This is a genomic window from Prosthecobacter sp., from assembly GCF_049294395.1.
Taxonomy (GTDB): domain Bacteria; phylum Verrucomicrobiota; class Verrucomicrobiia; order Verrucomicrobiales; family Verrucomicrobiaceae; genus Prosthecobacter.
Genome location: NZ_JBAQCR010000411.1, coordinates 13,061 through 36,737, shown reverse-complemented (window position 1 = coordinate 36,737; position 23,677 = coordinate 13,061). Strand labels below are relative to the sequence as shown.

Here is a 23,677-nt window from a genome sequence, read left to right as displayed (position 1 = left end):
CATGTCATGACCGCCTGCTGGATTGCCATCGCTCTTAAAGCAACACTGTGGGCGGCGCTCATGAGCACCGCCGCACTGGTGGTGCCGGTGCAGCATCCGCAGGCGCGGCGCCGGTTTGCCTTGCTGGGCATGTGGGGGCTGTGGGTGCTTCCCTGGCTGCCCCTGCCATGGCAAGGGCTTCCAACGGCTTCGATTGATGTTGGGACTGACAGCATCGCTCAGGTTGGTTGGTGGTGGCAGATTCTGACTGCTGTCTGGGCTATTGGCAGCTTGGTCTTGCTGCTGCGAGTGGTGAACGACGTCGCTGGCATCTTGCGAATGGTGCGCCAAGCCGAGAAGTCCACGTTAAATCATGGAGGTGCTGTCGAAGTGCGTTTCACGGCGGAAATCGAAGGCCCATGCATGACGGGCTGGCTGCGGCCCTGTGTGCTCCTGCCGTTGTCCGCCGCCTCCTGGCCCGAGGGTACTCTGCGTGCCACCCTGCGGCATGAGTGCCAGCATGCGCGGCAGATGGACGGGCTGCACCGCTTCTGCGCGGCGCTCGTCCGCGCCTGCTTCTGGTGGAATCCTGCCATGCATGTGCTTTGCGGCATCTACGAGGCGGAGTCCGAAGTCTGCTGTGACGAGGCGGCTGCCACGGCCTGCAGCCGTCGTGAGTATGGAGAAATGCTGCTTGCCCATGCCACCCTGATGCCGATGCCGGCATTTGCCGTATCCTTTGCCCGCCGCTCGGGCTTGCGCGTGCGGATTCAACGGTTGTTTGCAACGCGCCGGGATTCCCGCTGGCTGCTTTCCGCGCGCTGGCTGACGGCATTGGCGCTCATCATCAGCGCGGCTGTTCTCATGGCCTCGATTCGGGTGATGCCGCCTGAGCTTGTGCAGGGAATTTCGCTCAAACAAGAAGCAAAGCTCCGTTTGAATGCAGATCCGTTTCCCGGCGCGCCGTAGCCTGCACTGCGCCGATGGTGACGCCGCGCACTCCATGAAAACGTTACTCTTCCTCCTGTTGTCCTCCGTCAGCGCCTTCGCGGCGAAGCCGAACATCATCGTCATTTTCGTCGATAACTTTGGGAACGGCGATCTCGGCTGCTTTGGCTCGAAACTGCACCGCACGCCGAATGTGGACCGGCTGGCGGCGGAGGGCACAAAGTTCACCAGCTTCTATGTGGCCAGCGGCGTCTGCACGCCGAGTCGTGCGGCGTTGATGACGGGCTGCTATCCGCGCCGCGTGGGCATGCATGTGAGCGACACGGGCGGCGCGGTGCTGCAGCCGGTGGCGCGCAAGGGGCTCAATCCCGCCGAGGTCACGATGGCTGAAGTTTTGAAGAGCGCGGGCTATGCGACGATGTGCATCGGCAAATGGCATCTCGGGGATCAGCAGGCGTTTCTGCCGACGAAGCAGGGGTTTGATGATTTCTTCGGCCTTCCGTACAGCGATGACATGACGAAGGATAAAAAGCCGGATCTCTGGCCGGAACTGCCGCTCATGCGCGGAGAGAAGGTGATTGAGGCGCCTGCGGACCGCGATCATCTGGTGAAGCGCTGCACGGAGGAGGCGGTGCGCTTCATTGAGAAGCATGCGGCAGAGCCGTTCTTTCTCTACCTGCCGCACACGATGCCCGGATCGACCGCGCATCCGTTTTCGAGCGAGAACTTCCGTGGCAAGAGTGCGAACGGGGAGTATGGCGACTCGGTGGAGGAGCTTGACTGGAGCACCGGGGAAATCATGGCGGCCTTGCAGCGGCTGAAGCTCGCGGACAACACGCTTATCGTGTGGACCTCCGACAACGGCGCGGTGAAATGCAATCCACCGCAGGGCAGCAATGCGCCATATCGCGGCTCAGGCTACGACACGTCTGAAGGCGCGATGCGCATGCCCTGCGTGATGCGCTGGCCGGGGAAGATCGCAGCGGGAGTGGTGAATGACGCGCTGTGTTCGACGATGGACCTGCTGCCGACTTTTGCCGGTATCGTTGGAACCAAGCTGCCGGAGCAGAAACTCGACGGGCATGACATCTCCGCGATCCTCTTTGATGCCAGCAAAACCGCATCGCCGTGGGATGACGATGGTTTCTTCTATTATCGCATGGAGCAGTTGCAGGCGGTGCGCGCGGGAGACTGGAAGCTCTACCTGCCGCTCGAAGGCAAATTTAAAACTCTGACCGGCAAGCAGGAGCCTTCCAAACTGGAACTGTTCGACGTGCGGCATGATGTCGGCGAGGAGCACGAAGTGTCCGCCCAGCATCCGGAGGTGGTGGCCCGACTCACCGCCCTCGCTGAACGAGCCCGGGGTGATCTGGGCGATTCCAAACGCGACGGTGCGGGTCAGCGGGAAGCGGGAATGGTGGAGCATGCGGCGCCGCTCTTGCCCTGAGGCGCATTGCCTGCTGTGTTGCAGCATGACCCGTGGCAGCCGTTCGCTCATTCTTCTGATTTTCGTGATCCTCGCGGGGATCATTGTGCCGTTTGTGATCTGGGGGGCGCAGTTTGACCAGACCCTGAGTCTCGCAGGCGCGCGAAAGTGGATGGAAGGCTACGGCGCATGGGCATGGGTGGCGGGGATCGTGCTGCTGGTGGCCGACATTGTGCTGCCGGTGCCTTCGACGGTGGTCATGTCTGCACTGGGGTGGATGTATGGCTGGTGGCAGGGTGGTCTGATTTGTGCGGCTGGGTCGATGCTTTCCGGCGTTATCGCCTACGCTGCCTGCCGCTGGCTGGGGCGTGGTGCGGCGCGCAGGATTGCGGGGGAGGAGGGGCTGCGTCGAGGAGAAGAGGTGTTCGAGAAGCGCGGTGGCTGGCTGGTGGCGCTTTCGCGCTGGATGCCGGTGCTGCCGGAGGCGGTGGCCTGCCTCGCGGGACTTTCCCGCATGCGCTGGCGGGTGTTTTTGCCGGCGCTGGCCTGCGGCTCGGTGCCCACGGGGTTTGTGTTCGCGGCGATCGGCCACCTCGGGCAGAGCGAGCCTGGCTGGGCTTTTGCCTTGAGTGCCATCGTTCCTGTCGTGCTATGGCTGGGCGCGGCGCGTGTGCTGAAGCGCTAACGCATTTCAATCAATCCGGCACTGGCAGCTGCTGAACGCGCGAGCCTGCGCATTTCACGGCGGATGAACCACACGCCGAGCGGGAGCAGCAGGATGATGGCGAGGACAGCCACCAGGCCCAGCACGAGCAGCATGTGCAAACCAGCCGCCATCAAAATCGCGGTGACGATGAGCCAGAGCAGCATATTCCACCCGAAGCTGCGGCGGATGCGCAGGAGCAATTTCACCCGCGTGAGGCAGCGTCCGTTGGCATGAAACTCCGTGACGCTCAAAAAGGCGCGGGAAACCTCCGACCAGGGCCAGGCCTCGATGTCAAACCAGCGCCAGCCGTCGTCCTCACGAAAGATGATGTGCGCAGCTCGGAGCGCCTTGCGCATTTCCTGCAGCCAGGCGTCACGGGTGATGCCGGTTTCGCTCCAGAAGCACAGCGTTCCCAGGCTGAGGGTGATTTTATGCGGTCGTGTGGGTGGAATGATGTCTGGCAGCAACGGATGACGGCTGGGCCGTGCGCCCAGTGCCAGCATGCCACGCAGCCGCGCCCACTCGCGCACCACGGGCTGCAGGAAGCTCAGCCACCAGAGCAGCAGGCGATCCAGCGGGCCATGGATGCTGGCTGCTGCAGCGTGGCGAGCACTGACCTGCCAGGCAGACCAACCGGCAAACCCCAGCAGTCCCAGCGCCAGCCACAGCTGCTGACAAACCAGCGCCAGCAGCAGCAGCGCGAGCCATAGCAGGCCGGTGAACCACTCCCACCAGCGGAAGCTGGAGGATGAGTAGATCACCTGGAAGGCACCGAGTCCCAAGGGGCCGTGGAAGATGCTTCCTTCGACAGGATAGTCCGCCGGATGCTGATCCCCATAAATGCCGCCACGCCAGCGCGCGCCGCCGAGGTAACCGAAGCGTTCGGGATGCGTCTTCATCAGGAGCGCCTCTGCGCAGCCGTAGCCAAACTGCTGTGTCAGATACGCCCGAATGGTGAAGCGCCGATGGTGCCAGACCATCGCTCCGGGCACGAAGAGCAGCCGCCTGCCGGTTTCACGGAGCCGCCAGCAGATGTCCACATCATCACCCGCTGTTTTGAATTCAGCCTTGAAGCCGCCGATAAGTTCGAGCGCGTCCTTGCGAATGGCGAGATTGCAGCCCGGCAGGTGCTCGGCTTCGGTGTCATTGAGCAGCACATGCGCTGGTGCGCCCGGGGCTGCGGCGACGATGCGCTCGATGCGATTGCGCGGTGGAGGCGGGATGTTGGGACCTCCGGCTGCTGCGACGGTTTCATCCGCAAAGGCATGGCTCAGGTGAAGGAGCCAGTCAGGGTGTGCGATGCAGTCATCATCGGTGTAGGCGATGATGGCGCCGGTGGCGAGACGGGCACCCAGATTGCGGGCCACACTGAGTCCGGCGTGCTCCTGAAACTGGTAGCTCACCTGCGGATGGGCTTTCGCGATTTCGGCGATGTGCTGGCGGGAACCGTCGTCGATGAGCAGGATTTCGAAATCGGGATAACGCAGCGCCACCAATGAATCCAGGCATTGACTCAGCGTGGCGGCACCATTGTGAGTGCAGACCACGACGGAGATGCGCGGCGCTGCGGCGGGAGGCGGCAATACAGATGGCAGTCCGCGCTGCAGGGCACAGGCAGGGCGTTCCTTTCTCTCACGATCCACCAGGCCAAACTGCCAGTCGGTGATCTCCTTGCCGCCCCGGAACCATTCGTCCGTGTAGGCAAACCAGACTCCGCCCGCGCAGCTGCCGCTCAGCAGGCAGTCATGCTGCCAGCGCATCACCTCCGCCTGTCGCTCAGGCCCATGGGAAGCGACATCGAGACCGAATTCCGTGATGAGCAGCGGCTGGTTGCCTGCGAGATTCTGCCATTGGGCGAGGCAGGCGCTGAATGCTGCAGCGGATTCCAGATACACGTTCACCGCGATGAAGTCGGCATTGCGCGGCACGAGATAGCCGGTGGACGGATACGTGGCGTAGCTGATGAGTGTCTGCGGCGCATGGCGGCGGGCGATCTCGATGAGTTTTTCGATGAAAGCCCGCACGCGCCGGGGCTTCATCCAGCGCACCAGCGTTTTCTCGATCTCATTACCGACGAGGAATGCGGTGATGCAGGAATGAGAACCCAGTCTGGCGCATGTGGTGGCTACCTGGGTTTCGATCTCACGGCAGAGAGCGCGGCTGGCGAGGAAATCGACATGCTCACTCCAGGGGATGCCAACGATCAGGCGCAGGCCAAGGGCTTCGACTTCGCGCAGCACGGCTGCTGTTGGGGGATCGTACAGCCGCACGGTATTGAAACCCATCGCTGTGATGTGGCGCAGGTCGGCAGCGAGCTGGTCGTCTTCAGGGAAGGGCTCGCCACGCGAGTTCGGTTTGAACGGGCCATAGGTGACGCCGCGCATGAAATGGGGGGTGCCATCGGCCAATTGCAGGAACTTTCCTGCCACTGCCACGCGCTGCCCGTGGCTCACGGGTGCAAGGGGGGCAGAAGGGATGGCGGAAGTCATGCAGGCGTCAGGTTCACATTCGGCGGGTCCGAAGGGTGAAACAGGTACGTGCCGAAGACCAGTCAGACTTCAGACTTCGGAAGCTTTGTCTCCGGGCGTTTGAACTGCCATGAGGTCTTCCGGCACGGCAGGGTCCGTGATCTCCATTTCCACCCAGCCGTCGCCTTCGCGTTCGATACGACGGGCGTTGATGAACATCACGATGCAGAAGCCGACAAATGCGGTGCTGGTCTCCAGCACAAATGGAGTGGAGAAGAAGGTGAAGAAATAGGCCAGACCCTGAGCCACGATCTCACGTGCAGTTTCATTCACATAAGCCGCAACGGCGACGCCAATGATGATGGCAGCAGACCAGAGCAGGGATTCGAGCCACCACAGGGATTTTTGGGGAATGGTTTCAGGCGCAGGCATTCGCAGATCAGTTTACAGGGGTAGCTTTATGGGCAGTGTCCGGAAAATCCACCTGTTTTGTTGTCACATTCGCCGCACCTCCCGTGCCTGGGGCGGCCGCCAAAGGGGCTGGCGAGGAGGTGTCATCGTCCTCGACTGGCAGCGCCTTCAGCGCGGCAGGTTCCACCTGGCTGCGCAAGTCAGCGACATGCATTCCCCACATGGCGGTGCCGGCGAGGACGAGGATAAAGACCGCGAGGGCTGCTGGCAGCGGGGACTTGATGGAGTTCACCTGGCCTGCAGCGGGCGCGGTGAGGCGCTCATGATGCGTGGCAGGCTCACGCAGCCATGGCCCCTGGGATTGTGTCAGATAACGATAATCCCGCTCTCCACCCAGGGCGCCTTCGGGCAGCTCTTCCAGCATGGAGGATGCGTCCACTTCAAGGAAATCGCTGTACTGGCGCATGAACGAACGCGCATACGTCAGGCTGCCAAATGCGGCAATGTTGCCGGATTCCAGATAGCGCAGGCGCTGCGCCGGAATGCGTGTCTCATGCGCAGCGTCCTCAATGGACAAGCCGCGCTTTTCACGCGCAGCGGTGAGCATCCGGCCGAAGGTAGCAGTCATGGTTTAGTTTGAATACGTCAAATGTGACATCGCCGGATGTGGAAGCGATGATTTTTTTCATATTCCACCTGACATTGAATGAGGAAAAACAACGCGGGATTATTCCCGGTAATCTTGTAATCAAGGCAAGGAATACTAAAATCGTGCCATGAAAGCCCTCCACGAGACCCGTCTGAAAATTCGCCGTGAACTGGAGGCTCCGCCTGCTTTGAGAAAGTTCGGCAGCGGGTGGATCAGCGGTGTGCTGGGCATGATGTTTGGTCTGGCGGCGCTCGGCTGCGTGGTGATGATGCGTTTTCCGGGGGTCTTCACCATGAAGGAAAACGCGGCGGTGATCGGACATCCGGCCTTCCGCACGGGCATGTTTGTGCTGATGGTGCTGGCGTTTGGCTTTTCACTGCTCAGCCTCCTGCTGCGTCCGGGCAAGGCCCTTGGACTCACGGGCATGGTGGCGACGCTGCTGGCGGTGACGTTTGGCGGCACTTCAGCGTCTGCGGTGGTCGCCGATCTGACGCCGGTGTATTTCGGGCTCGATTTTTTCATCCTGCGGCTGCTCTTCACCGGTTTTCTCTTCATCCCGCTGGAGACGATTTTCCCGCACCGGGCGGAGCAGGGGATCTTCCGCCAGGAATGGCGCGAGGATCTGTTCTACTACCTCATCAGCAGCATGATGGTCCAAGTCCTGACCTGGTTGAGCTTCATGCCGGCGCAGACGTTGTTTAAGCACACGGCATGGACGGAGATGCGCGCCTGGGTGGCGGCGCTGCCGTTTCTTGTGCAGCTCATCGCCATCATGTTCTTCACGGATCTGGTGCAGTACTGGGTGCATCGGCTGTTTCACCGCATTCCGGCGCTGTGGCGCTTCCATGCAGTACATCACTCGGCGCAAAGCATGGACTGGATGGCCGGAGCGCGGATGCACTTCTTTGAGATCCTCGTGCTGCGCGGGACCACGGTCTTTCCGATGATCCTGCTCGGCTTCAGCCAGACGGCGGTGAATGCGTATGTGCTGGTCGTCTATCTCTTCGCCACCTTTGCGCACTCCAATCTCGGCTGGAAGCTCGGCATCTTCGAGAAATTCTTCGTCACACCCCGCTTCCACCACTGGCATCACGGCATTGAGAAAGAAGCCATTGATGTGAATTTTGCCATTCACTTTCCGCTGTTCGACAAACTCTTCGGCACCCACCACATGCCGGAAAACGGCCGCTGGCCCGAAGGTTACGGCATCGGCGGCCATCCGGTGCCCAAGGGCTACTGGCAGCAGTTTCTCCATCCGTTTCGGAGGAAGAAGTGATTACTCGTATTTGAGCTGAGCTGTTGCGGTGCATGCGGCATCTGCTGTGACACGGAGCCAGCGCGCCTGCACCGCTGGCTCGAACTCCATGCTGAGCTGAGCGCCTGCTTTCAATTTGGCTTCTTTGTAGGTCACCCACAGACCGGTGCCGGTCAGATCCAGCTCGACTTTCAGGTTCAATGCCTGCGCGTCATCCATGCTCAGGGTCAGCGTGCGTTTGTCATAACCCCACATGAGGTAAGGGTCGCTCGGCTGACCCGCTTTGACCTTCGTGTTCTTCCAAGGACCGCCCACACCGCGTGGCTTTCCGAGTTTCCAGAGATCGTCAATCGCACCAGCCCAGAGAGCGGCTTTGCCATCGGCGCTGCGGAGGATATGTTCACTGGCAGGCGCATCCGGTTTGATGCCGCTCATGAGCAGCATGCCACGGTAGCCGCCGAAATCGGTCACACGTAGATTGTGCGAGGCGATGGGGCGGATCTTGGCAAAGCCGTCGGCATTTTCAGCGGGAAGCTCGAAGAAGGTGCCGCAGGCGCTCAGCATATCGCGCTCAGTTGCCACCTCACGGCAGATGCGCAGTTCGCCTGCGTTTGTGGCAGCATCCAAATCAGGGCTGGCACGTGGAAGGCGCCAGCGGCGGCCTCGATCATCGACGACAAGAACGCTGGCTTCATCGAGCGTGATGACCTGCTGAGGAATCGCGACCTTTGTCTTCACAAACTGCTCTGCTTTGGTGTCCTCGACCCGCTGCAGATTCAAAGCGGCGTCCAGTTCGTAATAGCCTGCGTCGGCTGCGAGGCTAAGCGTGCGCTTGTTTTCGCCACGCGCGCGGAAGATGCCGGTCTGGACTTTGTCATCGCCCACACGCGCCACGCCGTCGAAGATCGCATCGGCTTGCGTGCCGCGTGAGTCACCATTTGTGAGCGTGATGATCATGCTCACATCTTTGCCATCCTGGTCGGCTTTCACAGTCAGCCACTCTGAATCACCGCTGATGTCCTCGCGCTTGGCGGTGCCTGCCGTGTGATCAATCCGCCAGAGGCTGCGGTGCTTCCATCCCGCAACCAGAAACGGGTCCGACACATCGCCCGCCTTCACGCTTTCATGCAGCCACACGGCGCCGCTGGCGTGTGCGGGGCCGAGCTTGTTCGGCGTCTCGGGACTCGTAAACCAAAGATTGGACTGGGACTGCCCCACGCTGTCGATGCCGCCTTTGACTTTGCGTTTGTTGAGAAACTCCGACTTCGCCGAATCATCACAGCCGAAGACCAGACGGTCGTTCCAGCGGCTGAAATCGCCGATGACCTTCATGTAGGCGCTGCGCACGCGAATGCCGTTCGTGTTGGCCGCGGAGAAGGTTCGTGGGAAGCGCCAGAAGGCACCGTGCATCGTCATGAGCAGATCGTCTTCGCCGATGTCGCGGATGCGCGGCCATTCGGTGTTCCAACCGTGCGCGCCGTCGTAGCTGTGGCTGACTTTTGGCAGACGAAACGACTGCCATTTGCCGCCGTCCAGCAGCATTAGAATGAGAGATTTTGCATCCCAGCCGATGCCCCAGGCGGGTGCGTCTGCCGCGCTGCCCTGGATGCCGCCCGGACCGGTGACTTCGGTGAATTGATTGCGCCGCACCAGCTGCCAGTCATCTCCGGGTTTTCGCCATTCTCCCAGAGCGCCGCTTGGGGTGGTGGGGTCGGTGAGCACGCGTTTGTCGCGGTCACCGTTGTTGGCGTAAATCAAGCGGCCTTGGGTCGAATAGAGTCCTTTGCCGTGATAGCCAGGCAGTTGAGACTCCAGTTTGGTGAGAGGTGTTGTGACTTGGAAGCCTTTCTTCAAGGGATTGCCGTCGCGGATCAGTGAGGTGACGGCCAGCGATTTCACGTCCACTTCGTAGAGGCCTTCCTCCATCGTCGCGTAATAGATTTTTCCGGCGGGATCGATCAGATGGCGCGCATTCCCGGTGAGCCGTCCGGGCATTTTTTTCGGTGGGATTACCCGCACGGCGCGATCGGAGCCGATCACATAAGGCCCGATGAAAAGCTGCTGCGACTCAGGATGAATCATGCGGTTTGCAGGCGTGCCACCTACGCTCTCGGGCCGCACGATCTGTTTTAAATCCGAAGTGATCTCATAGAGCTTATCACTGGAGCCAAAAGGCAGGTGCGGCCCATACGTGATGACCCAGAGGCGGTTCGCCCAAGGCACCACGGCACCCGTGCCGCATTCTCCTTCATTGTTGAACATTGCCAAGGCCGGGTAGATGCCGCTGACATGGCGTGGTTCCTCGGCTGCGAGAAAGCCTGTGAATGCCGCGAGCAGCAGGAGGTTGGATTTCATGCGTGGATCAAAGCCACGCTGGGGGCGCTGGCAACCCGGGTGAATTATGCCGGATTGAAATCGCTTACATCCCCCGCATAGCTGGATGATGCCCAAAAAGCAGGTCATCCAACTTCCCGGCGATGTCTGGCGCAGCCTGCGCCATGAGTGGCTGTGGGTGTATCGTGGTCCCGTGCCGCAGAGCGGGGTGTGGTCGGCTGAGATCCCGGTGCCTGCGGGTGTCTTCTTCGTGGAGCGTGGTGAAGTGCGCATCCAGGTGGATGGCAAAGAGACCCTTGTGCCACGCGGGCAGGCGTTCTTCTCATCGCCCCGGCCGCGGCGGCATTGGTTTGCGGCAAACACCCGGCTGCTGTCCGTCGGCTTCCGCAGCCAGTGGCCGGATGGTACATCCTTGTTTCGCGATGCGCTCAACTTTGCCGCCGAGGCTCCCGCATTGCGAAAAGCGACGCAGGAACTTTTTGCCAGCATTCACGGTGCGCAGAAAGTCGTCACCTATCGTCAAGCCATTGAGGTTGCACAGTATTCCGCGAGTCAGTGGGTTGCGCGTGAGGCTGCATTCGCCGTCTGGTTTGCGGTGTGGATGGAAACTGTGCAGGAGCTCGGCGTGCAGCCTGAACTCCAGGTGAGGATTCGCCGCCGCCGGGTGGATCAAATCGTTGCGTGGCTGCAGGCGCTGCCGCTGGATCAAACGACGCCGAGTTTGCCCCCGGATTTCCAGATCGGCAGCCGCCGCGCGGAACAATTGATGCAACAGGAGTTTGGCATTGGCCTGCGAATGTTTATGGAACGGCGGCGGCTTGACGAGGCACGCGAGCGCATTGTGGCGGATCAGGCCACGCTCAAGGAAATCGCCTTTGCACTGGGTTTTCGCCATGCGTCCCACTTCACCGCGTGGTTCCGCCGCCATACCGGAGTGTCTCCGTCTGAGTATCGCTTGAGCGGGGCGGGTCAGGCGGCGTGAGGATGAATTGCGAATATGTTGTTTGAAGGATGAAGGAGCTTGGCTTCAAATGGCCAGGACGTTGGCAACCTGCCTAGTTTTCAACGGCTCGTTCACACTCCATGCAACCCGACGTCTCACTCATCATTCCCGTTTTTAACAACGAGCCGTTTTTGGATGAATCCCTGTCGGCGGCGTGTGCGCAGGGGGAGCTGTCGCTGGAGATCATCGTCATTGATGATGGCTCCACGGATGGATCGCTGAGGAAGATCAACGCCCACGCGCAGCGTGATCCCAGGATCATCGTGATCGAGCAGGCCAACCAGGGCGTCTCGGCGGCGCGGAATGCCGGGCTGGACCGTGCTTCTGGCAAATGGCTGGCCTTTCTTGATGGGGATGACTGGATTGCTCCCGGCTCTTTGGCGGCCTGGCATCAGCAGGCTGAGCAGGGAGATCTGGACTGCCTATTGTGCAATGGTTTCAGCTTCAGGAATGATCCGCAGGTGCTCCTGAATTCTCAGCCGCCAGCCATTCTCAGCCGGCAGCCCTGGGATTCTATCTTGAGCGGATCCGACTGGCTGGTGCAGGGTGTCATACAGCGCGAATGGCCCCACTATGTGTGGCTGCAGTTTTGCCGGCGCAGCGTGATCGAAGCGGCGCAGATGCGGTTCCGGCGTGACATGATTCATGAAGACATCCCATGGACGGTGCAGCTGGCGCTAGCCGTCAAACGCATGGGGTTTTCACAGCCACCGCGCTATGGCTACCGGAGCAATCCAAGCTCGCTGACGCAGTCGCGCGATGCTGACAAAGTGCATCACCGCGTTGCCAGCTATCTCAAAGTCGCTGCGCTGTTGAAGGATTTTGCCAAGGGGCAGCCGGCTGCATTGCGCGGGGCCTTGCAGAAGCAGATCATGCGCGAAATGGGGCACTTTCTTGGCAAGATGCGCAAGGGGAACGTTTCACGCGCTCACCGCAGCGAGTTTGCGGCTGAGTTTCTGGCGGCTGGCTTTGCCGGGATGATGCTCAAAGGCTGTTCCAATTACCGGGAACTGGCGGCCACTTTCAAAGCCTGGTACATGTGCCAGATCTGGAAGCGGCAAAAGCCGTAGAACTGAGCGCGGCGAAGCTACTTCTTCCCACCCTTGATGAACTCGTCACGGCTCAGTATGCCGTTGCCATCCGTATCGAATTTTGGAAAACGTTTGGGGGCCTCGTCGGGGTCGGGCTGGTTGAGCAGAAACTCTTCTTTGGTGAGCTGGCCGTCCTTGTCCTTGTCGCGTTGATCAAACATCTTGCCGCGATCCTGCAATGGCTTTTTGGGTGCCGTTTCTGGTTTGCTGGCGATCTGCGGTTTGGCCTCGGGATGCTGAGAGAGAATCTGGCGGAGCACCGCGACGACGGCAGGCTGCTCGGCGGCGAGGTTCTTCGTCTCGGCAGGATCAGCCTCGTAGTCGTACAATTCGAGGATGGCGGTCTCGGGCGCAGCGCCGGGCTTCTTCCATTCGATGAGGCGATGGCGCTGGGTGCGGATGGCGCGGCCGATCAAACCGCCCCCACGTGGATAAACATGAATGGCATGATCGCGCACGGTGGTGGCAGGATCTTTGAGCACGCTGGCAAAGCTGCGGCCATCGCCCTGTGGCGGAGCGGGAAGCTGTGCGAGCTCGGCCAGCGTGGGGAAGATGTCGCAGGATTCGATGAGCGCCTGCGTGCGCGCTGGCTGGATGCCAGGAGCCACAACGAGCACAGGAATGCGCGCTGCCTGCTCGTAGTTGGTGTGCTTGCACCACATGCCGTGGTCGCCGAGATGCCAGCCGTGATCGCCCCAGAAAACGATGATCGTGTTGCTGGCCAGGCCGCTCGCATCAAGGGCATCGAGCACTTTGCCAAGCTGCGCGTCCATGTAGCTCGTGGCGGCATGGTAACCGTGGATGAGGTGGATGGCCTGCTCCTGCGTCAGCGGGCCTTGCTCCGGCATGTCCCGGTACTGGCGCAGCTCACCCCAGGTCGAGGGTGCGAATTCGGGTGCGCCGGCGGGGGCGGTTTGCAATGCGGGGAGTTTGAAGGACGAGGGATCGTAGAGGTCCCAGTATTTCTTCGGCGCCACAAAAGGGAGATGAGGTTTCAAAAAACCGACCGCAAGGAAAAACGGCTCGTCAGGTTTCTGCTTCGCGGCTTCGAGACGTTTCACCGCTTCCTCGGCGATCATGCCGTCCCCATAGCGGTTGTCGGGCACATCGGCGGACTCCGTGGGGGCGCCGCGCGGCAGCTTCCAGGCCTCTGTCTTGTTTTCAAACAGCGCCTGCTCGCGCGTGGACTCCGGCGGGTTGTTTTCCTTCAGCGCGTAGCTGATCGTCTTCGGCGTGAAGTGCGGCACGCTCCATGAAGCAACGTCGTTCACATTTCCATGACCCACGTGGAAGATCTTGCCCAGACCTTCCGCCCGGTAACCGTTGTTCATGAAGTGCTGCGGCAGCGTCACGGCATTCGGCGCGGCTTTGCGGAAGTTTGTGGCCAGTTCATAAATTCCCAGCGTCTGCGAACGCAATCCCGTCAGCAGCGCATTGCGCGACGGCGAGCACACCGCCTGATTGCAGTACGCTTTTTCAAACAGCACCCCGCGCGCGGCCAGACGGTCGATGTTGGGTGATTTCACCAAAGTGTCGCCATAGCAGCCGAGCAGCGGCTTCAAGTCATCGACGCAGATGAGCAGGACGTTGGGTTTTGCGGCGGCGAAAAGCGAGGTGCTGCCAAGGAGCAGAAGTGTGAGAGCGCGGAGCATGGATGGTGAGAACGCCAACAGGTTCCCATGCTTTCGTCGAATCGCGCCTACTCCGGCAGCTTGTCGAAATGAAACTGGCAGCAGCCCAGGTCGAGGGTGTTGGAGTTTTTCGCGAGTTTTTCACTGAACGCCTCTGCGAGCGCATAGATGCGTTGCTGACCCTGCTTCTCGACTTCGAGCAGCCCGGCCTCTTTAAGCACCCGCAGGTGCTTGGAGACGTTGTACGGCGTGACGTTAAGAGTTTCACACAGCTCGGTCACCGGCTTCGCGCCACCGATGAGGAGACGCACCAGACGGAGACGTGTCGGCTCTCCCAGCGCGCGCATGGCGGTGAGGCAGTCGAATGAACGTGTCACGGTGCGTGAGGGCATGTCTGGATCTTTAGCAGATCGCCCTGTACCCGCAAGAATCCCGAAGCTCGTGGGGTGAAATAATAATTGCCAAGAGGTGCAAGTAAGATAAGGCGCACCGCCGTTTATTGCGTTCTTGCTGCCGCTTGCAGAAGCGACCAACTTTCCAAACAATCCCATGTCCACCAAAGCACGTTACATCATGATCGGCGGTTTCCTCGGCGCCGGGAAAACGACCACTGTCGGCCGTCTGGCCAAACATCTCAGCGATCAGGGACTCCGCGTCGGCCTCATCACCAACGATCAGGCCGGTGGTTTGGTGGACACCAAGCTGCTGCGTGGTCAGGGCTATGCGACGGAGGAAATCGCGGGAGGATGTTTCTGCTGCCGGTTCAACACCCTCGTCGACGCGGCGAGCAAGCTGGCGAATGAAGCGAAGCCGGATGTGTTCATCGCCGAGCCCGTGGGAAGTTGCACGGATCTCGTCGCCACCGTGACGTATCCGCTGCGCCGCATGTATGGCGATGCATTTACGGTCGCTCCACTCAGCGTGCTGGTGGATCCCATCCGTGCGCGTCGTGTCTTTGGGCTGGATCAAGGCGGCACCTTCTCGGCCAAGGTGGCCTACATCTTCAAGAAGCAGCTCGAAGAGGCGGACATCATTGTGATCAGCAAGAGTGACCTCATTGAGGACGCGCAGCGTGAGGAGTTGCGCGCGGTGCTGGCGAAGGAGTTTCCGCTGGCGAAGATCGTGACCGCCTCACCACGGCAGGAGACGGGGCTGGATGAACTGTTTGCGAGTTTGATGACGGACGAGCAGGCGCGGCGCAACCCGATGGCGGTTGATTACGAAGTGTATGCCGATGGAGAAGCGCTGCTGGGCTGGCTGAATGCCACGGTGACGCTGAAGGCGGATGACGAGTTTGATGCGAATGCATTTCTCAAGCAGCTTGCCTTGATCGTGCAGGCGCGTCTCCAGCAGAATGGTGCCGAGATCGCGCATTTTAAAATGACCTTCAGTCCCGACGACGGCATCGCGGGAGAGCTGGCCAGCATCAATCTGGTTCGCAGCGACTATGTGGCCGAACTCGGCATGGAGCTGGACGAGCCGACTACGGGCGGGCAGTTGATCGTGAACCTGCGTGCCGAAGCTGATCCAGCCTCGCTGATGGCAGCGGTGAAGGATGGGCTGGATGAAACGACGCTGAATTTCTTCGGCCTGAAGGCCACGCTGGATCATGAAGAACATTTCCGCCCCGGCAAACCCACACCGACTCATCGAGATGGGGAAGTGTGATGGAAACCACGGGCGGCTGCTGTTGATTGGTTGGAGAATGTGACGGCAGTTTGATTGCCGGGGTTCGTTTGTACATGTGATGAAAACCATGTCTCCGCTCTCCACCATCGCATTGCTCGCCGTTTGCGCTGTCACCGCTCCGCTGGTTGCGCAAACGAAGAAGCCGAAGGCCCCGCCGCCACCGATCGTCATGGTGAAGACGGACTACGAACTGGTGGACGCTTTTCCGGGTTTGAAGTTTGATATGCCGCTGGGCATCGTCAGTGCACCGGGGGACAAGAAGCGGATTTTCGTCGTCGAGAAAACCGGGCGGGTGCAGGTCATTGCCGGGCTCGATACGGACAGGCCGGAGAAGAAGCTGTTTCTCGATCTCACACAGATTCCGGAGGCCACGCTGGTGACCGAGGGCGAGTGCGGAATGCTTGGGCTGGCCTTCCCGCCGGACCATGCGCAGAGCGGGCGCTGTTTTGTTTATTACAGCCTGAAAATCGGTGGCGTGCTGCACCAGCGGCTGTCGCGGTTTCATGTGTTTCCGAATGACTCCAACCGCTTGGACAACAGCACCGAGCAGCCGCTCTTCACGCAGAAGGATGAAGCGAGCAATCACAACGGCGGAGATCTCCACTTCGGCCCGGACGGGTATCTCTATGTGAGTGTGGGCGATGGCGGTGCTGGGGATGACAAGTTTGACAATGCCCGCTTCATCAACAAAGGCTTTCACGCGGCGATTCTGCGCATCGATGTGGACAAGAATGCTGGCAGCCTGCCGCCGAATCCGCATCCTGCCATCTCGCTCGACACGAATGGCGCGGCCTTTTACGCAGTGCCTGCGGACAATCCCTTCATCGGTCGCAGCAGCCACCACGGCGAAAGCATTGATCCCAAAACGGTGCGCACTGAAATTTGGGCCACGGGGCTGCGCAATCCCTGGCGCATTTCCTTTGACGGTCCCACCGGCCGCCTGTTCTGCGGTGATGTAGGCCAGAATCTCTATGAAGAGATCGACATCATCATCCGCGGTGGTGACTACGGCTGGAGCTACCGCGAGGCGCTGCACCCCTTCACAAGCGGTCCCGGTAAAGATCAAGAGCCGCCCGGTTTCCAACCCGTCGCGCCCATCTTTGAATACTCCCATCTCGTTGGCCTTTCTGTGACGGGGGGAATCGTGTATCGAGGAAAGAGTTTCCCGCAGCATGGCGGAAAATACTTCTTCGCCGACTACGTCTCAGGCCGTGTCATCGCACTTAAGGATGAGGGCAGGGCCATCTGGGCTGATGAAACCCTCGCCCAAGATCCTGGCATCGCGGGCATCGGTTTTGATCCACGCAATGGCGAGGTGCTGTTTGCCAATCTTGCCTCCGGCCAGATCAAACGTCTTCAGCAGAAGGCCGGTGCTGCTCCGTCCAATTGAAGGCTGTCAGATGCAGGCTAAGGCTTCCAGGCCTTGCTCCAGAGCACGTAGATTTCGTGCATGGCGCGCTGCTCCAGCGGGGTCCATTCGAGGGTGCGTTCCAGCAGGGTTTTGGCGCTGCCGAGGCGGGGGTCTTTTTCCACGGCGAGCTGGTAGTTCTCGATGGCCTTCTGCGTGTCGCCGGTGCCCCAGTAGGCGAGGACGAAGGAGTAGTAGTCATAATGAGCCTGAAAGCCGCTGAGTTTGCTGGAGATCTCAAATTCGCGCACGGCATCGGCGTAGTCGCCAAGATTGAAGTAGGCCCAGCCGGCGCGGTTGTGCATGGGGGCCTTGTCATTGAGAGAGAGCGCTTTTTTCAGATCGGCACGCGCCTCGTCTTTGCGTCCCAGCAGTGTCAGCACATACCCGCGATTGGAATAGGCCTGGGCGTTTTCGGCGTTTTCCGCGATCTGCTTGTTCAGGATTTCCAGCTTGGGCGTGGTCTTCACGGGAACTGGTGCATCTGCGGCAGCGGCGGACAGTGCCAGGGCGAGAAAAAGGAAGGCAAGGCGGGGGTGAGTCATGGGAGGGGCGTGTAAGGGGTGGAATCAAAGAACGTTCGAGATGCCGGGTACATTCCAGCGAACGAATCATGTGGGCGGGAGCGTTCTGGCTGAAGTGGCTGTTGTCATAGTGAATATTCATCTGCACGTATCCCCATGAGCTGGTTCCAACTCGACCCCCAAAGCATCGCCAAACGCGCCCATGCGACAGGTTCTCCGGTGCCTTCACTCGGGGCTTCGCTCAAACGCGGCATCATTGGGTTCACGGTGGTCAGCGTGGCTGGATTTGTGCCATGGGCGGTCTTTGGCAATTGGTTCCACAGGCAGGGAGGGGAAGCTGGCATGTATGCAGCCTGTGCGGTGGTGTTCCTCGCTTTGACTTCACCGCTGCTGCATCGTCTGATCATCGGGCCGGGTTCGATGTCGCGATTTTACAAGGTCTTCTGTCCGGCGTTTGCCGCATATTCGGTGGCGTGGATTGTGGGCTGGATGACGCTGCGCGGTCACCTCGGCAGCATCGCGGGTTTGGCCGCAGGTACGATGGTGATGGCCTGCATGTTGGTGGCCGCCTTTGATGCGCTGCGCGTGGTGGTCAGAGTTTTTCTTGCGCTGTTCGTGTTGAACTCGATTGGTTACTTCGTCGGCGGCATTTCGGAGGCCGCGTTCATCAAACAGTATCCGTTGTACGCGAAGCTGAGCTGGGGCGTCTTTTACGGCCTCGGTTTCGGTGCCGGTCTGGGGCTGGCCTTTCACATCTGCCAGGAGCGTGCGCGGAAGCTGCTGGCGGGCGGGTGAGGGACGATTTTCTGCAGAGTGAATGGTTTTAATTGTATATATGCCAATATGCGCAAATAGACGCACATCATCCGCCCGCATGCTTTTCCTCATCACCATCGCTGTTGTCGTCGTGGCTTATGCCAATGGAGCGAATTCCAATTTCAAAGGGGTGGCGTCGTTGTTCGGAAGCGGCTCAACGAGCTACCGAACGGCGGTGATCTGGGCGGCTGTCACCACCGCCGCAGGTTGTGTTGCGGCGATGTACCTGTCTGTGGGACTTCTGAAAACCTTCTCTGGCAAGGGCCTAGTGCCGGAGGCGCTGATCGCGCAGCCATTGTTTTTGTTCGCAGTGTCGGCGGGCGCGGGAGTCACGGGTCTTTTGGCGACCCGCTTTGGTTTCCCAGTCTCGACGACACACGTGCTTACGGGGACCCTGCTAGGAGCGGGATGGATCGCCGGGGAGGTGAATGTGGAGGCTCTCTGGGGGGGCTTTATCAAGCCGTTGCTGCTGAGCCCGGTGCTCGCAGTGGTTGCGGGCGCGGTGATTTATCTGGTGCTGAAAATGCTGCGGCTCGCGCCGGATCATCGTACACGCACGCTGGATGCGCTGCACTTTCTGAGTGCGGGTGCCGTGTGTTTTGCGCGGGGCATGAATGACACGCCCAAGATGGCGGCGCTGCTGCTTGGCGTGGGCTGGCTGCATGGCAGCACTGGCATGATCATGATCGCCGTGGCGATGGCGGCGGGTGGATTGATCAGCGCGAAGCAGGTCGCCGAGACGCTGGCGCATAAAATCACCGACATGAATCCGGGACAGGGCTTCGCGGCGAATCTCGCCACGGCGCTGCTCGTGACGACGGCCAATGTGAGCGGCCTGCCGGTTTCGACCACGCACGTTTCCGTCGGCGCGCTGCTCGGTATCGGCATCGCCACCCGTCAGGCGAAGTGGCATACGGTCATTCCGGTGCTCACAGCCTGGGTCGTCACCCTCCCGCTCTCGGCGCTGGTCGCGGCGGTGCTTTTCCTCCTCGGTCGCTTCCTGTTCCCATGATCAACTACGTCTTCACCTTCTAATTTACGCACCCACCAACCACATGAAATCCATCCTCTCATTCGTCACTGTTGCCCTGCTGAGTTCAGCGGCACAGGCCGAGATCGGCCTCATCACATGCGCCGCAGCCAAGGAGCTGATTGAAAATCCAGATGCCTCCAAGCGACCCATCGTGCTCGACACACGCGGCGGCTACAAAGACTACTTCCGCGGCCACCTGCCCACGGCGCACCACATCAATTTCGACACGCTGCGCGGCACCAACGAAGCCGTGCCCGTGTAGTATCTGCCGGATGATCTCACACAGGCGCTGCTCATTCGTGCCGGTGTGGACAAAGACCGCCTGCAACTCATCTATGCCACCGGCGATGTGCTGCCGAACGATGAGATCCTCAGCAGCAGCATGGTTGTTTACGTTCTGGAAAAATTCGGCGTGCAGAACATCAAGATCGTTGATGGAGGACTCGCGGAGTGGAAGAAGCAGGGCTTTGCGCCGGTTCAGGATTATTTCGGCAATCCCAAGGGAACGCTGCCGGAGAAAGGCATCATCACCATCACGGCCAATGTCACTGAGGTGCAGGCACATGTGGGCAAGCCGGGCAACATTCTGGTAGATGCGCGGCCGATCAATGAATTCCGTGGTGAGGACGATGTCTGGCTGCGCAAAGGCCACATTCCCGGTGCGATCAGTTTTCACTGGGCACGCCTGATGGAGAAGGACAACACGCACAAGTTCAAGCCCTTCGCCGAAGTGAAGGCCGAGTTGGAGAAGGCCGGCATCACGCCGGACAAAAACATCATCGCCTACTGCGGCACCTCGCGTGAAGGCAGCCTGCTGCAGTTCTATCTCAAGCATGTGGCGGGTTATCAGAACGTGCGCCTCTACGAAGGGGCATGGAAGGAATACGTCTGGCTCAATGGAAAATCACTTCCTGCTGAGACGGGTGGTGATCCAGCGGGGACGAAGTAATTTTTGGTCAGGTTGAATACAGCGTCGTCGCCTGCGGGTGGCGGCGCTGTATGCTTTAGGGCTTGGCGGCCCGCCGAACCTCGATCTTGATGACTTGACGCACCCAGCGAGCGTGGCGCTTTTCCTTGGGCAGAATGATGCGCAGGGGGCCGATGGCGGCATCAAGGGGCCTGCTGTTTTTTTGGTCTGCCAGGATCACCGGGCCTTCGTTGGCAAGCGGGTCAAGTTCAGGCAAGGCATAGACGGCCTGATAGCCGTCCGAGGCGATGACAACGATATATAAAGACAGTGCCGGGCCGCGCAGCTGCTCGCCCATGGGCACACCGGCGCTTTTGAGGATCTGGTATACTGGCACTCCGGTGTACTGCGCTTTTTCGCCCGAGTGCTCCACGACATCAACGGTTTGATGAGGGAGGAGTTCAAGTTCGGCGAGGGAGAGCTTGAGCGGCTTTTCCACCTCGCCGGAAACCTCCAGGGTTTGGGCGGTGAGCTGGGTGGCGAAGAAGAGGAGCAGAAGCAGGCGCATGAAGAAGTGGGATTAGAATTTGATCTGCACGTTGGCGAACAGGGTCCGTCCGGCGAGATAGTAGCCTTCCGTGAGGGCGTAATTGCGGTCGCAGAGGTTGTTGGCCCCAAAGCTCAGCGTGGTCTGGCCGGGGAGTCGGATGGCGATCTTGAGATTGAGCAGCGCATAAGCACCGACACCCTGCCCCGTGGTGAGCGACCAGCGGGAGCTGTTGTATTCGGCGCTAGGAATGATGCTGAGCCATTCGACGGGGCGGATATCGGCCCAGCTGAACAGGGAATGACGTGGCGTATCAATGAGCTTCACATTCGGCTGGCTGATGTTTTTGCGGTCGAGGTAGGTGTAGTTGGTGCCGAACTCGATGGCGCTGTGCGGCTTGTAAGTGAAACCAAGCTCGGTGCCGAGATTGCGTGATTTGCCGATGTTTTGAAGCTGGAAGACTCCGGGTGTCACGTTGTCCACACGCTGGATGGTGTTATCAACAGTGGTGGCAAAGAGGCTGGCGTGGATGGAAAGTTTTTTGGTGAGATCGCCGTCGTAGCCGATGTCGTAATGGATCGCGTGTTCCGGCTGCAGGTTGGCATTGGGTATGGCAGCGCCGAGGCGGTAGGAGTAGCGGTCCTTGATGGTGGGGAAGCGGCTCTTGCGGGCGATGGTGGCGTGGAAGGTGCCATGCTCGGGCAGCTTGTAGAACAGGCCGATCTGAGGATTGAGGGCGGAGAAGGTCTTGCCGCCGAGTGCGGCACCGGTGTTGGTGTCCACGGCTTCGATGACGCTGCGGCGGTCATAACTGCCGCCGACTGTGGTGCTGAAGCGGCTGGTGAACTGATGGGTGTCTTCCAGACCGAAGGAATAAGTGGTGTCTTCAAATGTGTAGTAGGGCGCTCCAGCGTTGTGTTCTTTGTGACGATCAAACTTGCCGTGCAGCGCGGTCTTCAGCGTGTTTTTGGTGCTCAGTTTTGTGCCGAACTCGAGGCTGCCGCCGAGGGTGTAGTCGTCGTAGTAACTTTGGAATCCGGCGGGAGGATTCTGGGTGTTGTAGCTGGCGTTGTTGTAGGCAAAGAGCGAGTTGATGAACTGGTCGAAGTAGAGGCGCTCTTTGATGTAGGCGTTCTTGGTGATCTGCGTGTGGCCGATGAAGTAGATCGTCTGCTTGTCCCACTGCGGCCACTGCCAGAAACGACGTGGCTGCTGGGCGGCTGGCAGGGTGCCGGCATAGACGGGATTTCCCTTCTCACCGCGCTGGAAAATGTAACCGAGGGCGTATTCGTCCGTCTTGTTTGGCATGTAACCGAGCTTGGCGCTGATGCGCCAGTCCTGACGGTAGGCATTCTTACGCGAGCCGCCGTTCTCATTGGGAGTCGGCACAAAGTCCTTCGACATGGGGTAGCTGTGCACGCTGAGGAAGGAGCCGCCGAGCTGCAAATACCAGTGTTCGCTGCGGAAGCCGGCGTTCAAGGCGGACTGATAGCCGCCCTGCTGCATCCAGCCGCCGAGGAGATCGCCTTCGAAGGACTTCTCCGGCTTGCGTGTGACGATGTTGATGGCTCCGCCAAGGGTGTTGGCGCCGTAGGTGGCGGAACTGAAACCTTTGGAAACATGGATGCCTGCGACGTCTGCCGTGGTGAAGCGCGCCAGATCGACGTAGCCGTCATAGGGAACATAAACAGGAATGCCGTCGATGAAGACGGGCGTCTGGCGCAGGTCGAAGCCGCGCACATAGACACCGGATTCGTTGCGCGGTCCGTTGCTGTTGGTGACGACGCCGGGGCTGAGGCGCAGCGCGTCAGAAAGATCATTGCGCTCGAATTTGCGGATACTCCCCGCGCTGATGCGGCTGGCCATCGTGTCCGCCCCCGTTTCGGCGTTTGCAGTGATCACCACTTCGCCAAGTTCGAAAGCTTCAGGCTCTGCGGCATGCTGAGTCGAAACAAGGAGGACTGAAAAAATGAGCGGGAAGAGGGTGTGCTGAGACATGATAATGTCATAAACATGACATCATCATGTCACAAGCCAAAAACACAGACTCTGTATGCGGACGATTCATGAGTTTGATGAAAACCAATCCGCAATGATGGGGCTGTTGGAAGGCCTCGGGCGGTGTCAACCAACGGGGCGGAGGAGATAGCCGAGCACCTCACCCATCAATGCATTGATGCGGTCATACGCAGCAGGCTCCGCAGCACGAAGCGCGGCTTCGGATTGAACGAACGTGTCCTCGATCAATTCGTCCCTACAGTTTGTGATGATGGCGTCTGCGCTTGTGGGCGTGGTCTCCAGATGAAACTGGAGGCCCATGACGTTTGAGCCGATTTGAAATGCCTGATTCTCACACGCGGCGCTGCTGGCCAGCCTGATGGCATGATCCGGAAGATCGAAGGTTTCTCCGTGCCAGTGGAACACTCTTGTTGTGTGCGGGAATTGAAACGTGGGTTCAGGACTTGGGACTGCCGTAATGTCAAACCAACCGATCTCGCGCCGCCTGCCTGCATAAACGCGTGCCCCGAGTGCGCTGGCGATGAGTTGTGCACCGAGGCAGATGCCGAGCACGGGAATGCCTCGCTGGATGGCGTAGCGGATGAACTGCTTTTCATTCACCAGCCAGGGCAGCTCGGCTTCGTCGTTCACACTCATGGGCCCGCCCATGGCGATGACGAAGTCCACAGTGGCAATGTCCGGCAGGCTGCGCGACTCGAAAAAGCGGGTGCAGGTGATTCGCGAGCCGCTTGCCAGCAGCCATGGCTCCATGCTGCCAAGCCCTTCAAACGGGACATGCTGAAGAATGTGGACGTTCATGCGGGGTTTTACGCGAAGTTCGCGCTGCTGCAAAA

At 60.0% G+C, this 23,677-nt stretch carries 22 protein-coding genes; 12 read left to right on the top strand and 10 right to left on the bottom strand.

Going from position 1 to position 23,677, the window contains the following annotated elements:
• Positions 1 to 6 precede the first annotated feature (6 nt).
• Genes WAW39_RS28270 through WAW39_RS28260 form a run of 3 tightly spaced genes read left to right on the top strand, consistent with a single transcriptional unit; the run spans position 7 to position 3,038 of the window.
• On the top strand, positions 7 to 948 hold the full coding sequence (locus tag WAW39_RS28270) for a M56 family metallopeptidase (RefSeq protein ID WP_422322767.1): 942 nt from the start codon (positions 7 to 9) through the stop codon (positions 946 to 948).
• A gap of 34 nt (positions 949 to 982) precedes the next feature.
• The gene (locus tag WAW39_RS28265) at positions 983 to 2,374 is read left to right on the top strand and encodes a sulfatase (protein ID WP_422322765.1); all 1,392 of its coding nucleotides are present in this window, start codon (positions 983 to 985) and stop codon (positions 2,372 to 2,374) included.
• Between the two features lie 25 nt (positions 2,375 to 2,399).
• Positions 2,400 to 3,038: a TVP38/TMEM64 family protein gene (locus WAW39_RS28260; RefSeq protein WP_422322763.1), complete on the top strand. Its 639-nt coding sequence runs from the start codon at positions 2,400 to 2,402 to the stop codon at positions 3,036 to 3,038.
• Here the strand turns inward: WAW39_RS28260 and WAW39_RS28255 are convergent.
• The 3 genes from WAW39_RS28255 to WAW39_RS28245 all read right to left on the bottom strand — a co-directional run bounded on the left by WAW39_RS28255 (position 3,035) and on the right by WAW39_RS28245 (position 6,566).
• Entirely contained in the window at positions 3,035 to 5,548 is a 2,514-nt protein-coding gene (locus WAW39_RS28255) for a glycosyltransferase (RefSeq protein WP_422322761.1), read from the bottom strand. The genes WAW39_RS28260 and WAW39_RS28255 overlap by 4 nt on opposite strands.
• Before the next feature lie 69 nt (positions 5,549 to 5,617).
• Complete coding sequence (locus tag WAW39_RS28250; RefSeq protein WP_422322759.1) at positions 5,618 to 5,959, bottom strand: hypothetical protein; 342 nt, start codon at positions 5,957 to 5,959, stop codon at positions 5,618 to 5,620.
• A gap of 7 nt (positions 5,960 to 5,966) precedes the next feature.
• Positions 5,967 to 6,566, bottom strand: a complete 600-nt coding sequence (locus WAW39_RS28245; protein ID WP_422322757.1) for a helix-turn-helix domain-containing protein — start codon at positions 6,564 to 6,566, stop codon at positions 5,967 to 5,969.
• A gap of 148 nt (positions 6,567 to 6,714) precedes the next feature.
• On the opposite strand from WAW39_RS28245, the gene WAW39_RS28240 reads away from it, so the two are divergent.
• Entirely contained in the window at positions 6,715 to 7,863 is a 1,149-nt protein-coding gene (locus WAW39_RS28240) for a sterol desaturase family protein (protein WP_422322755.1), read from the top strand.
• On the opposite strand, the gene WAW39_RS28235 is transcribed toward WAW39_RS28240, so the two are convergent.
• Complete coding sequence (locus WAW39_RS28235; RefSeq protein ID WP_422322753.1) at positions 7,864 to 10,197, bottom strand: hypothetical protein; 2,334 nt, start codon at positions 10,195 to 10,197, stop codon at positions 7,864 to 7,866. It abuts the gene before it with no gap.
• 85 nt (positions 10,198 to 10,282) lie between these two features.
• On the opposite strand from WAW39_RS28235, the gene WAW39_RS28230 reads away from it, so the two are divergent.
• Both WAW39_RS28230 and WAW39_RS28225 read left to right on the top strand, forming a co-directional pair.
• Positions 10,283 to 11,158, top strand: a complete 876-nt coding sequence (locus WAW39_RS28230) for a helix-turn-helix domain-containing protein (RefSeq protein WP_422322751.1) — start codon at positions 10,283 to 10,285, stop codon at positions 11,156 to 11,158.
• Positions 11,159 to 11,259: 101 nt separating this feature from the next.
• Positions 11,260 to 12,249, top strand: a complete 990-nt coding sequence (locus WAW39_RS28225; protein WP_422322749.1) for a glycosyltransferase — start codon at positions 11,260 to 11,262, stop codon at positions 12,247 to 12,249.
• 17 nt (positions 12,250 to 12,266) lie between these two features.
• Here WAW39_RS28225 and WAW39_RS28220 read toward each other — a convergent pair whose 3' ends face one another.
• Positions 12,267 to 13,922 carry a sulfatase-like hydrolase/transferase gene (locus WAW39_RS28220; protein WP_422322747.1) on the bottom strand — a complete coding sequence of 552 codons (1,656 nt, stop codon included), beginning with the start codon at positions 13,920 to 13,922 and terminating at the stop codon, positions 12,267 to 12,269.
• Positions 13,923 to 13,969: 47 nt separating this feature from the next.
• Positions 13,970 to 14,293 (bottom strand): ArsR/SmtB family transcription factor, encoded by a 324-nt coding sequence (locus WAW39_RS28215; RefSeq protein WP_422322745.1) that lies wholly within the window; start codon positions 14,291 to 14,293, stop codon positions 13,970 to 13,972.
• A gap of 157 nt (positions 14,294 to 14,450) precedes the next feature.
• On the opposite strand from WAW39_RS28215, the gene WAW39_RS28210 reads away from it, so the two are divergent.
• Positions 14,451 to 15,569, top strand: coding sequence for a GTP-binding protein (locus WAW39_RS28210; protein WP_422322744.1), 1,119 nt, complete (start codon positions 14,451 to 14,453; stop codon positions 15,567 to 15,569).
• An 88-nt stretch (positions 15,570 to 15,657) separates the two neighbouring features.
• A complete protein-coding gene (locus tag WAW39_RS28205) occupies positions 15,658 to 16,980 on the top strand; it encodes a PQQ-dependent sugar dehydrogenase (RefSeq protein ID WP_422322742.1) in 1,323 nt (440 codons plus the stop codon).
• A gap of 17 nt (positions 16,981 to 16,997) precedes the next feature.
• On the opposite strand, the gene WAW39_RS28200 is transcribed toward WAW39_RS28205, so the two are convergent.
• On the bottom strand, positions 16,998 to 17,543 hold the full coding sequence (locus tag WAW39_RS28200) for a tetratricopeptide repeat protein (protein WP_422322740.1): 546 nt from the start codon (positions 17,541 to 17,543) through the stop codon (positions 16,998 to 17,000).
• A 135-nt stretch (positions 17,544 to 17,678) separates the two neighbouring features.
• Between WAW39_RS28200 and WAW39_RS28195 the strand changes: the two genes are divergently transcribed.
• From WAW39_RS28195 to WAW39_RS28180, 4 genes are all read left to right on the top strand, one after another.
• A complete protein-coding gene (locus WAW39_RS28195; protein ID WP_422322738.1) occupies positions 17,679 to 18,317 on the top strand; it encodes a hypothetical protein in 639 nt (212 codons plus the stop codon).
• 79 nt (positions 18,318 to 18,396) lie between these two features.
• A complete protein-coding gene (locus WAW39_RS28190) occupies positions 18,397 to 19,350 on the top strand; it encodes an inorganic phosphate transporter (RefSeq protein WP_422322736.1) in 954 nt (317 codons plus the stop codon).
• Between the two features lie 43 nt (positions 19,351 to 19,393).
• Positions 19,394 to 19,633 carry a hypothetical protein gene (locus WAW39_RS28185; RefSeq protein ID WP_422322734.1) on the top strand — a complete coding sequence of 80 codons (240 nt, stop codon included), beginning with the start codon at positions 19,394 to 19,396 and terminating at the stop codon, positions 19,631 to 19,633.
• A 45-nt stretch (positions 19,634 to 19,678) separates the two neighbouring features.
• Positions 19,679 to 20,320 carry a sulfurtransferase gene (locus WAW39_RS28180; RefSeq protein WP_422322732.1) on the top strand — a complete coding sequence of 214 codons (642 nt, stop codon included), beginning with the start codon at positions 19,679 to 19,681 and terminating at the stop codon, positions 20,318 to 20,320.
• Between the two features lie 55 nt (positions 20,321 to 20,375).
• On the opposite strand, the gene WAW39_RS28175 is transcribed toward WAW39_RS28180, so the two are convergent.
• The 3 genes from WAW39_RS28175 to WAW39_RS28165 form a co-directional block, all read right to left on the bottom strand.
• Positions 20,376 to 20,846 carry a molybdopterin-dependent oxidoreductase gene (locus tag WAW39_RS28175; RefSeq protein ID WP_422322730.1) on the bottom strand — a complete coding sequence of 157 codons (471 nt, stop codon included), beginning with the start codon at positions 20,844 to 20,846 and terminating at the stop codon, positions 20,376 to 20,378.
• A gap of 12 nt (positions 20,847 to 20,858) precedes the next feature.
• Positions 20,859 to 22,823, bottom strand: coding sequence for a TonB-dependent receptor plug domain-containing protein (locus WAW39_RS28170; RefSeq protein WP_422322728.1), 1,965 nt, complete (start codon positions 22,821 to 22,823; stop codon positions 20,859 to 20,861).
• 126 nt (positions 22,824 to 22,949) lie between these two features.
• Complete coding sequence (locus tag WAW39_RS28165; RefSeq protein ID WP_422322726.1) at positions 22,950 to 23,642, bottom strand: type 1 glutamine amidotransferase; 693 nt, start codon at positions 23,640 to 23,642, stop codon at positions 22,950 to 22,952.
• Between the last annotated feature and the right edge of the window lie 35 nt (positions 23,643 to 23,677).

Bases quoted from the DNA above. Each gene is read 5' to 3' on its own strand.
- WAW39_RS28270 (WP_422322767.1), top strand. From the start codon at position 7: ATGACCGCCTGCTGGATTGCCATCGCTCTTAAAGCAACACTGTGGGCG.
- WAW39_RS28265 (WP_422322765.1), top strand. From the start codon at position 983: ATGAAAACGTTACTCTTCCTCCTGTTGTCCTCCGTCAGCGCCTTCGCG.
- WAW39_RS28260 (WP_422322763.1), top strand. From the start codon at position 2,400: ATGACCCGTGGCAGCCGTTCGCTCATTCTTCTGATTTTCGTGATCCTC.
- WAW39_RS28255 (WP_422322761.1), bottom strand. From the start codon at position 5,548: ATGACTTCCGCCATCCCTTCTGCCCCCCTTGCACCCGTGAGCCACGGG.
- WAW39_RS28250 (WP_422322759.1), bottom strand. From the start codon at position 5,959: ATGCCTGCGCCTGAAACCATTCCCCAAAAATCCCTGTGGTGGCTCGAA.
- WAW39_RS28245 (WP_422322757.1), bottom strand. From the start codon at position 6,566: ATGACTGCTACCTTCGGCCGGATGCTCACCGCTGCGCGTGAAAAGCGC.
- WAW39_RS28240 (WP_422322755.1), top strand. From the start codon at position 6,715: ATGAAAGCCCTCCACGAGACCCGTCTGAAAATTCGCCGTGAACTGGAG.
- WAW39_RS28235 (WP_422322753.1), bottom strand. From the start codon at position 10,197: ATGAAATCCAACCTCCTGCTGCTCGCGGCATTCACAGGCTTTCTCGCA.
- WAW39_RS28230 (WP_422322751.1), top strand. From the start codon at position 10,283: ATGATGCCCAAAAAGCAGGTCATCCAACTTCCCGGCGATGTCTGGCGC.
- WAW39_RS28225 (WP_422322749.1), top strand. From the start codon at position 11,260: ATGCAACCCGACGTCTCACTCATCATTCCCGTTTTTAACAACGAGCCG.
- WAW39_RS28220 (WP_422322747.1), bottom strand. From the start codon at position 13,922: ATGCTCCGCGCTCTCACACTTCTGCTCCTTGGCAGCACCTCGCTTTTC.
- WAW39_RS28215 (WP_422322745.1), bottom strand. From the start codon at position 14,293: ATGCCCTCACGCACCGTGACACGTTCATTCGACTGCCTCACCGCCATG.
- WAW39_RS28210 (WP_422322744.1), top strand. From the start codon at position 14,451: ATGTCCACCAAAGCACGTTACATCATGATCGGCGGTTTCCTCGGCGCC.
- WAW39_RS28205 (WP_422322742.1), top strand. From the start codon at position 15,658: ATGTCTCCGCTCTCCACCATCGCATTGCTCGCCGTTTGCGCTGTCACC.
- WAW39_RS28200 (WP_422322740.1), bottom strand. From the start codon at position 17,543: ATGACTCACCCCCGCCTTGCCTTCCTTTTTCTCGCCCTGGCACTGTCC.
- WAW39_RS28195 (WP_422322738.1), top strand. From the start codon at position 17,679: ATGAGCTGGTTCCAACTCGACCCCCAAAGCATCGCCAAACGCGCCCAT.
- WAW39_RS28190 (WP_422322736.1), top strand. From the start codon at position 18,397: ATGCTTTTCCTCATCACCATCGCTGTTGTCGTCGTGGCTTATGCCAAT.
- WAW39_RS28185 (WP_422322734.1), top strand. From the start codon at position 19,394: ATGAAATCCATCCTCTCATTCGTCACTGTTGCCCTGCTGAGTTCAGCG.
- WAW39_RS28175 (WP_422322730.1), bottom strand. From the start codon at position 20,846: ATGCGCCTGCTTCTGCTCCTCTTCTTCGCCACCCAGCTCACCGCCCAA.
- WAW39_RS28170 (WP_422322728.1), bottom strand. From the start codon at position 22,823: ATGTCTCAGCACACCCTCTTCCCGCTCATTTTTTCAGTCCTCCTTGTT.
- WAW39_RS28165 (WP_422322726.1), bottom strand. From the start codon at position 23,642: ATGAACGTCCACATTCTTCAGCATGTCCCGTTTGAAGGGCTTGGCAGC.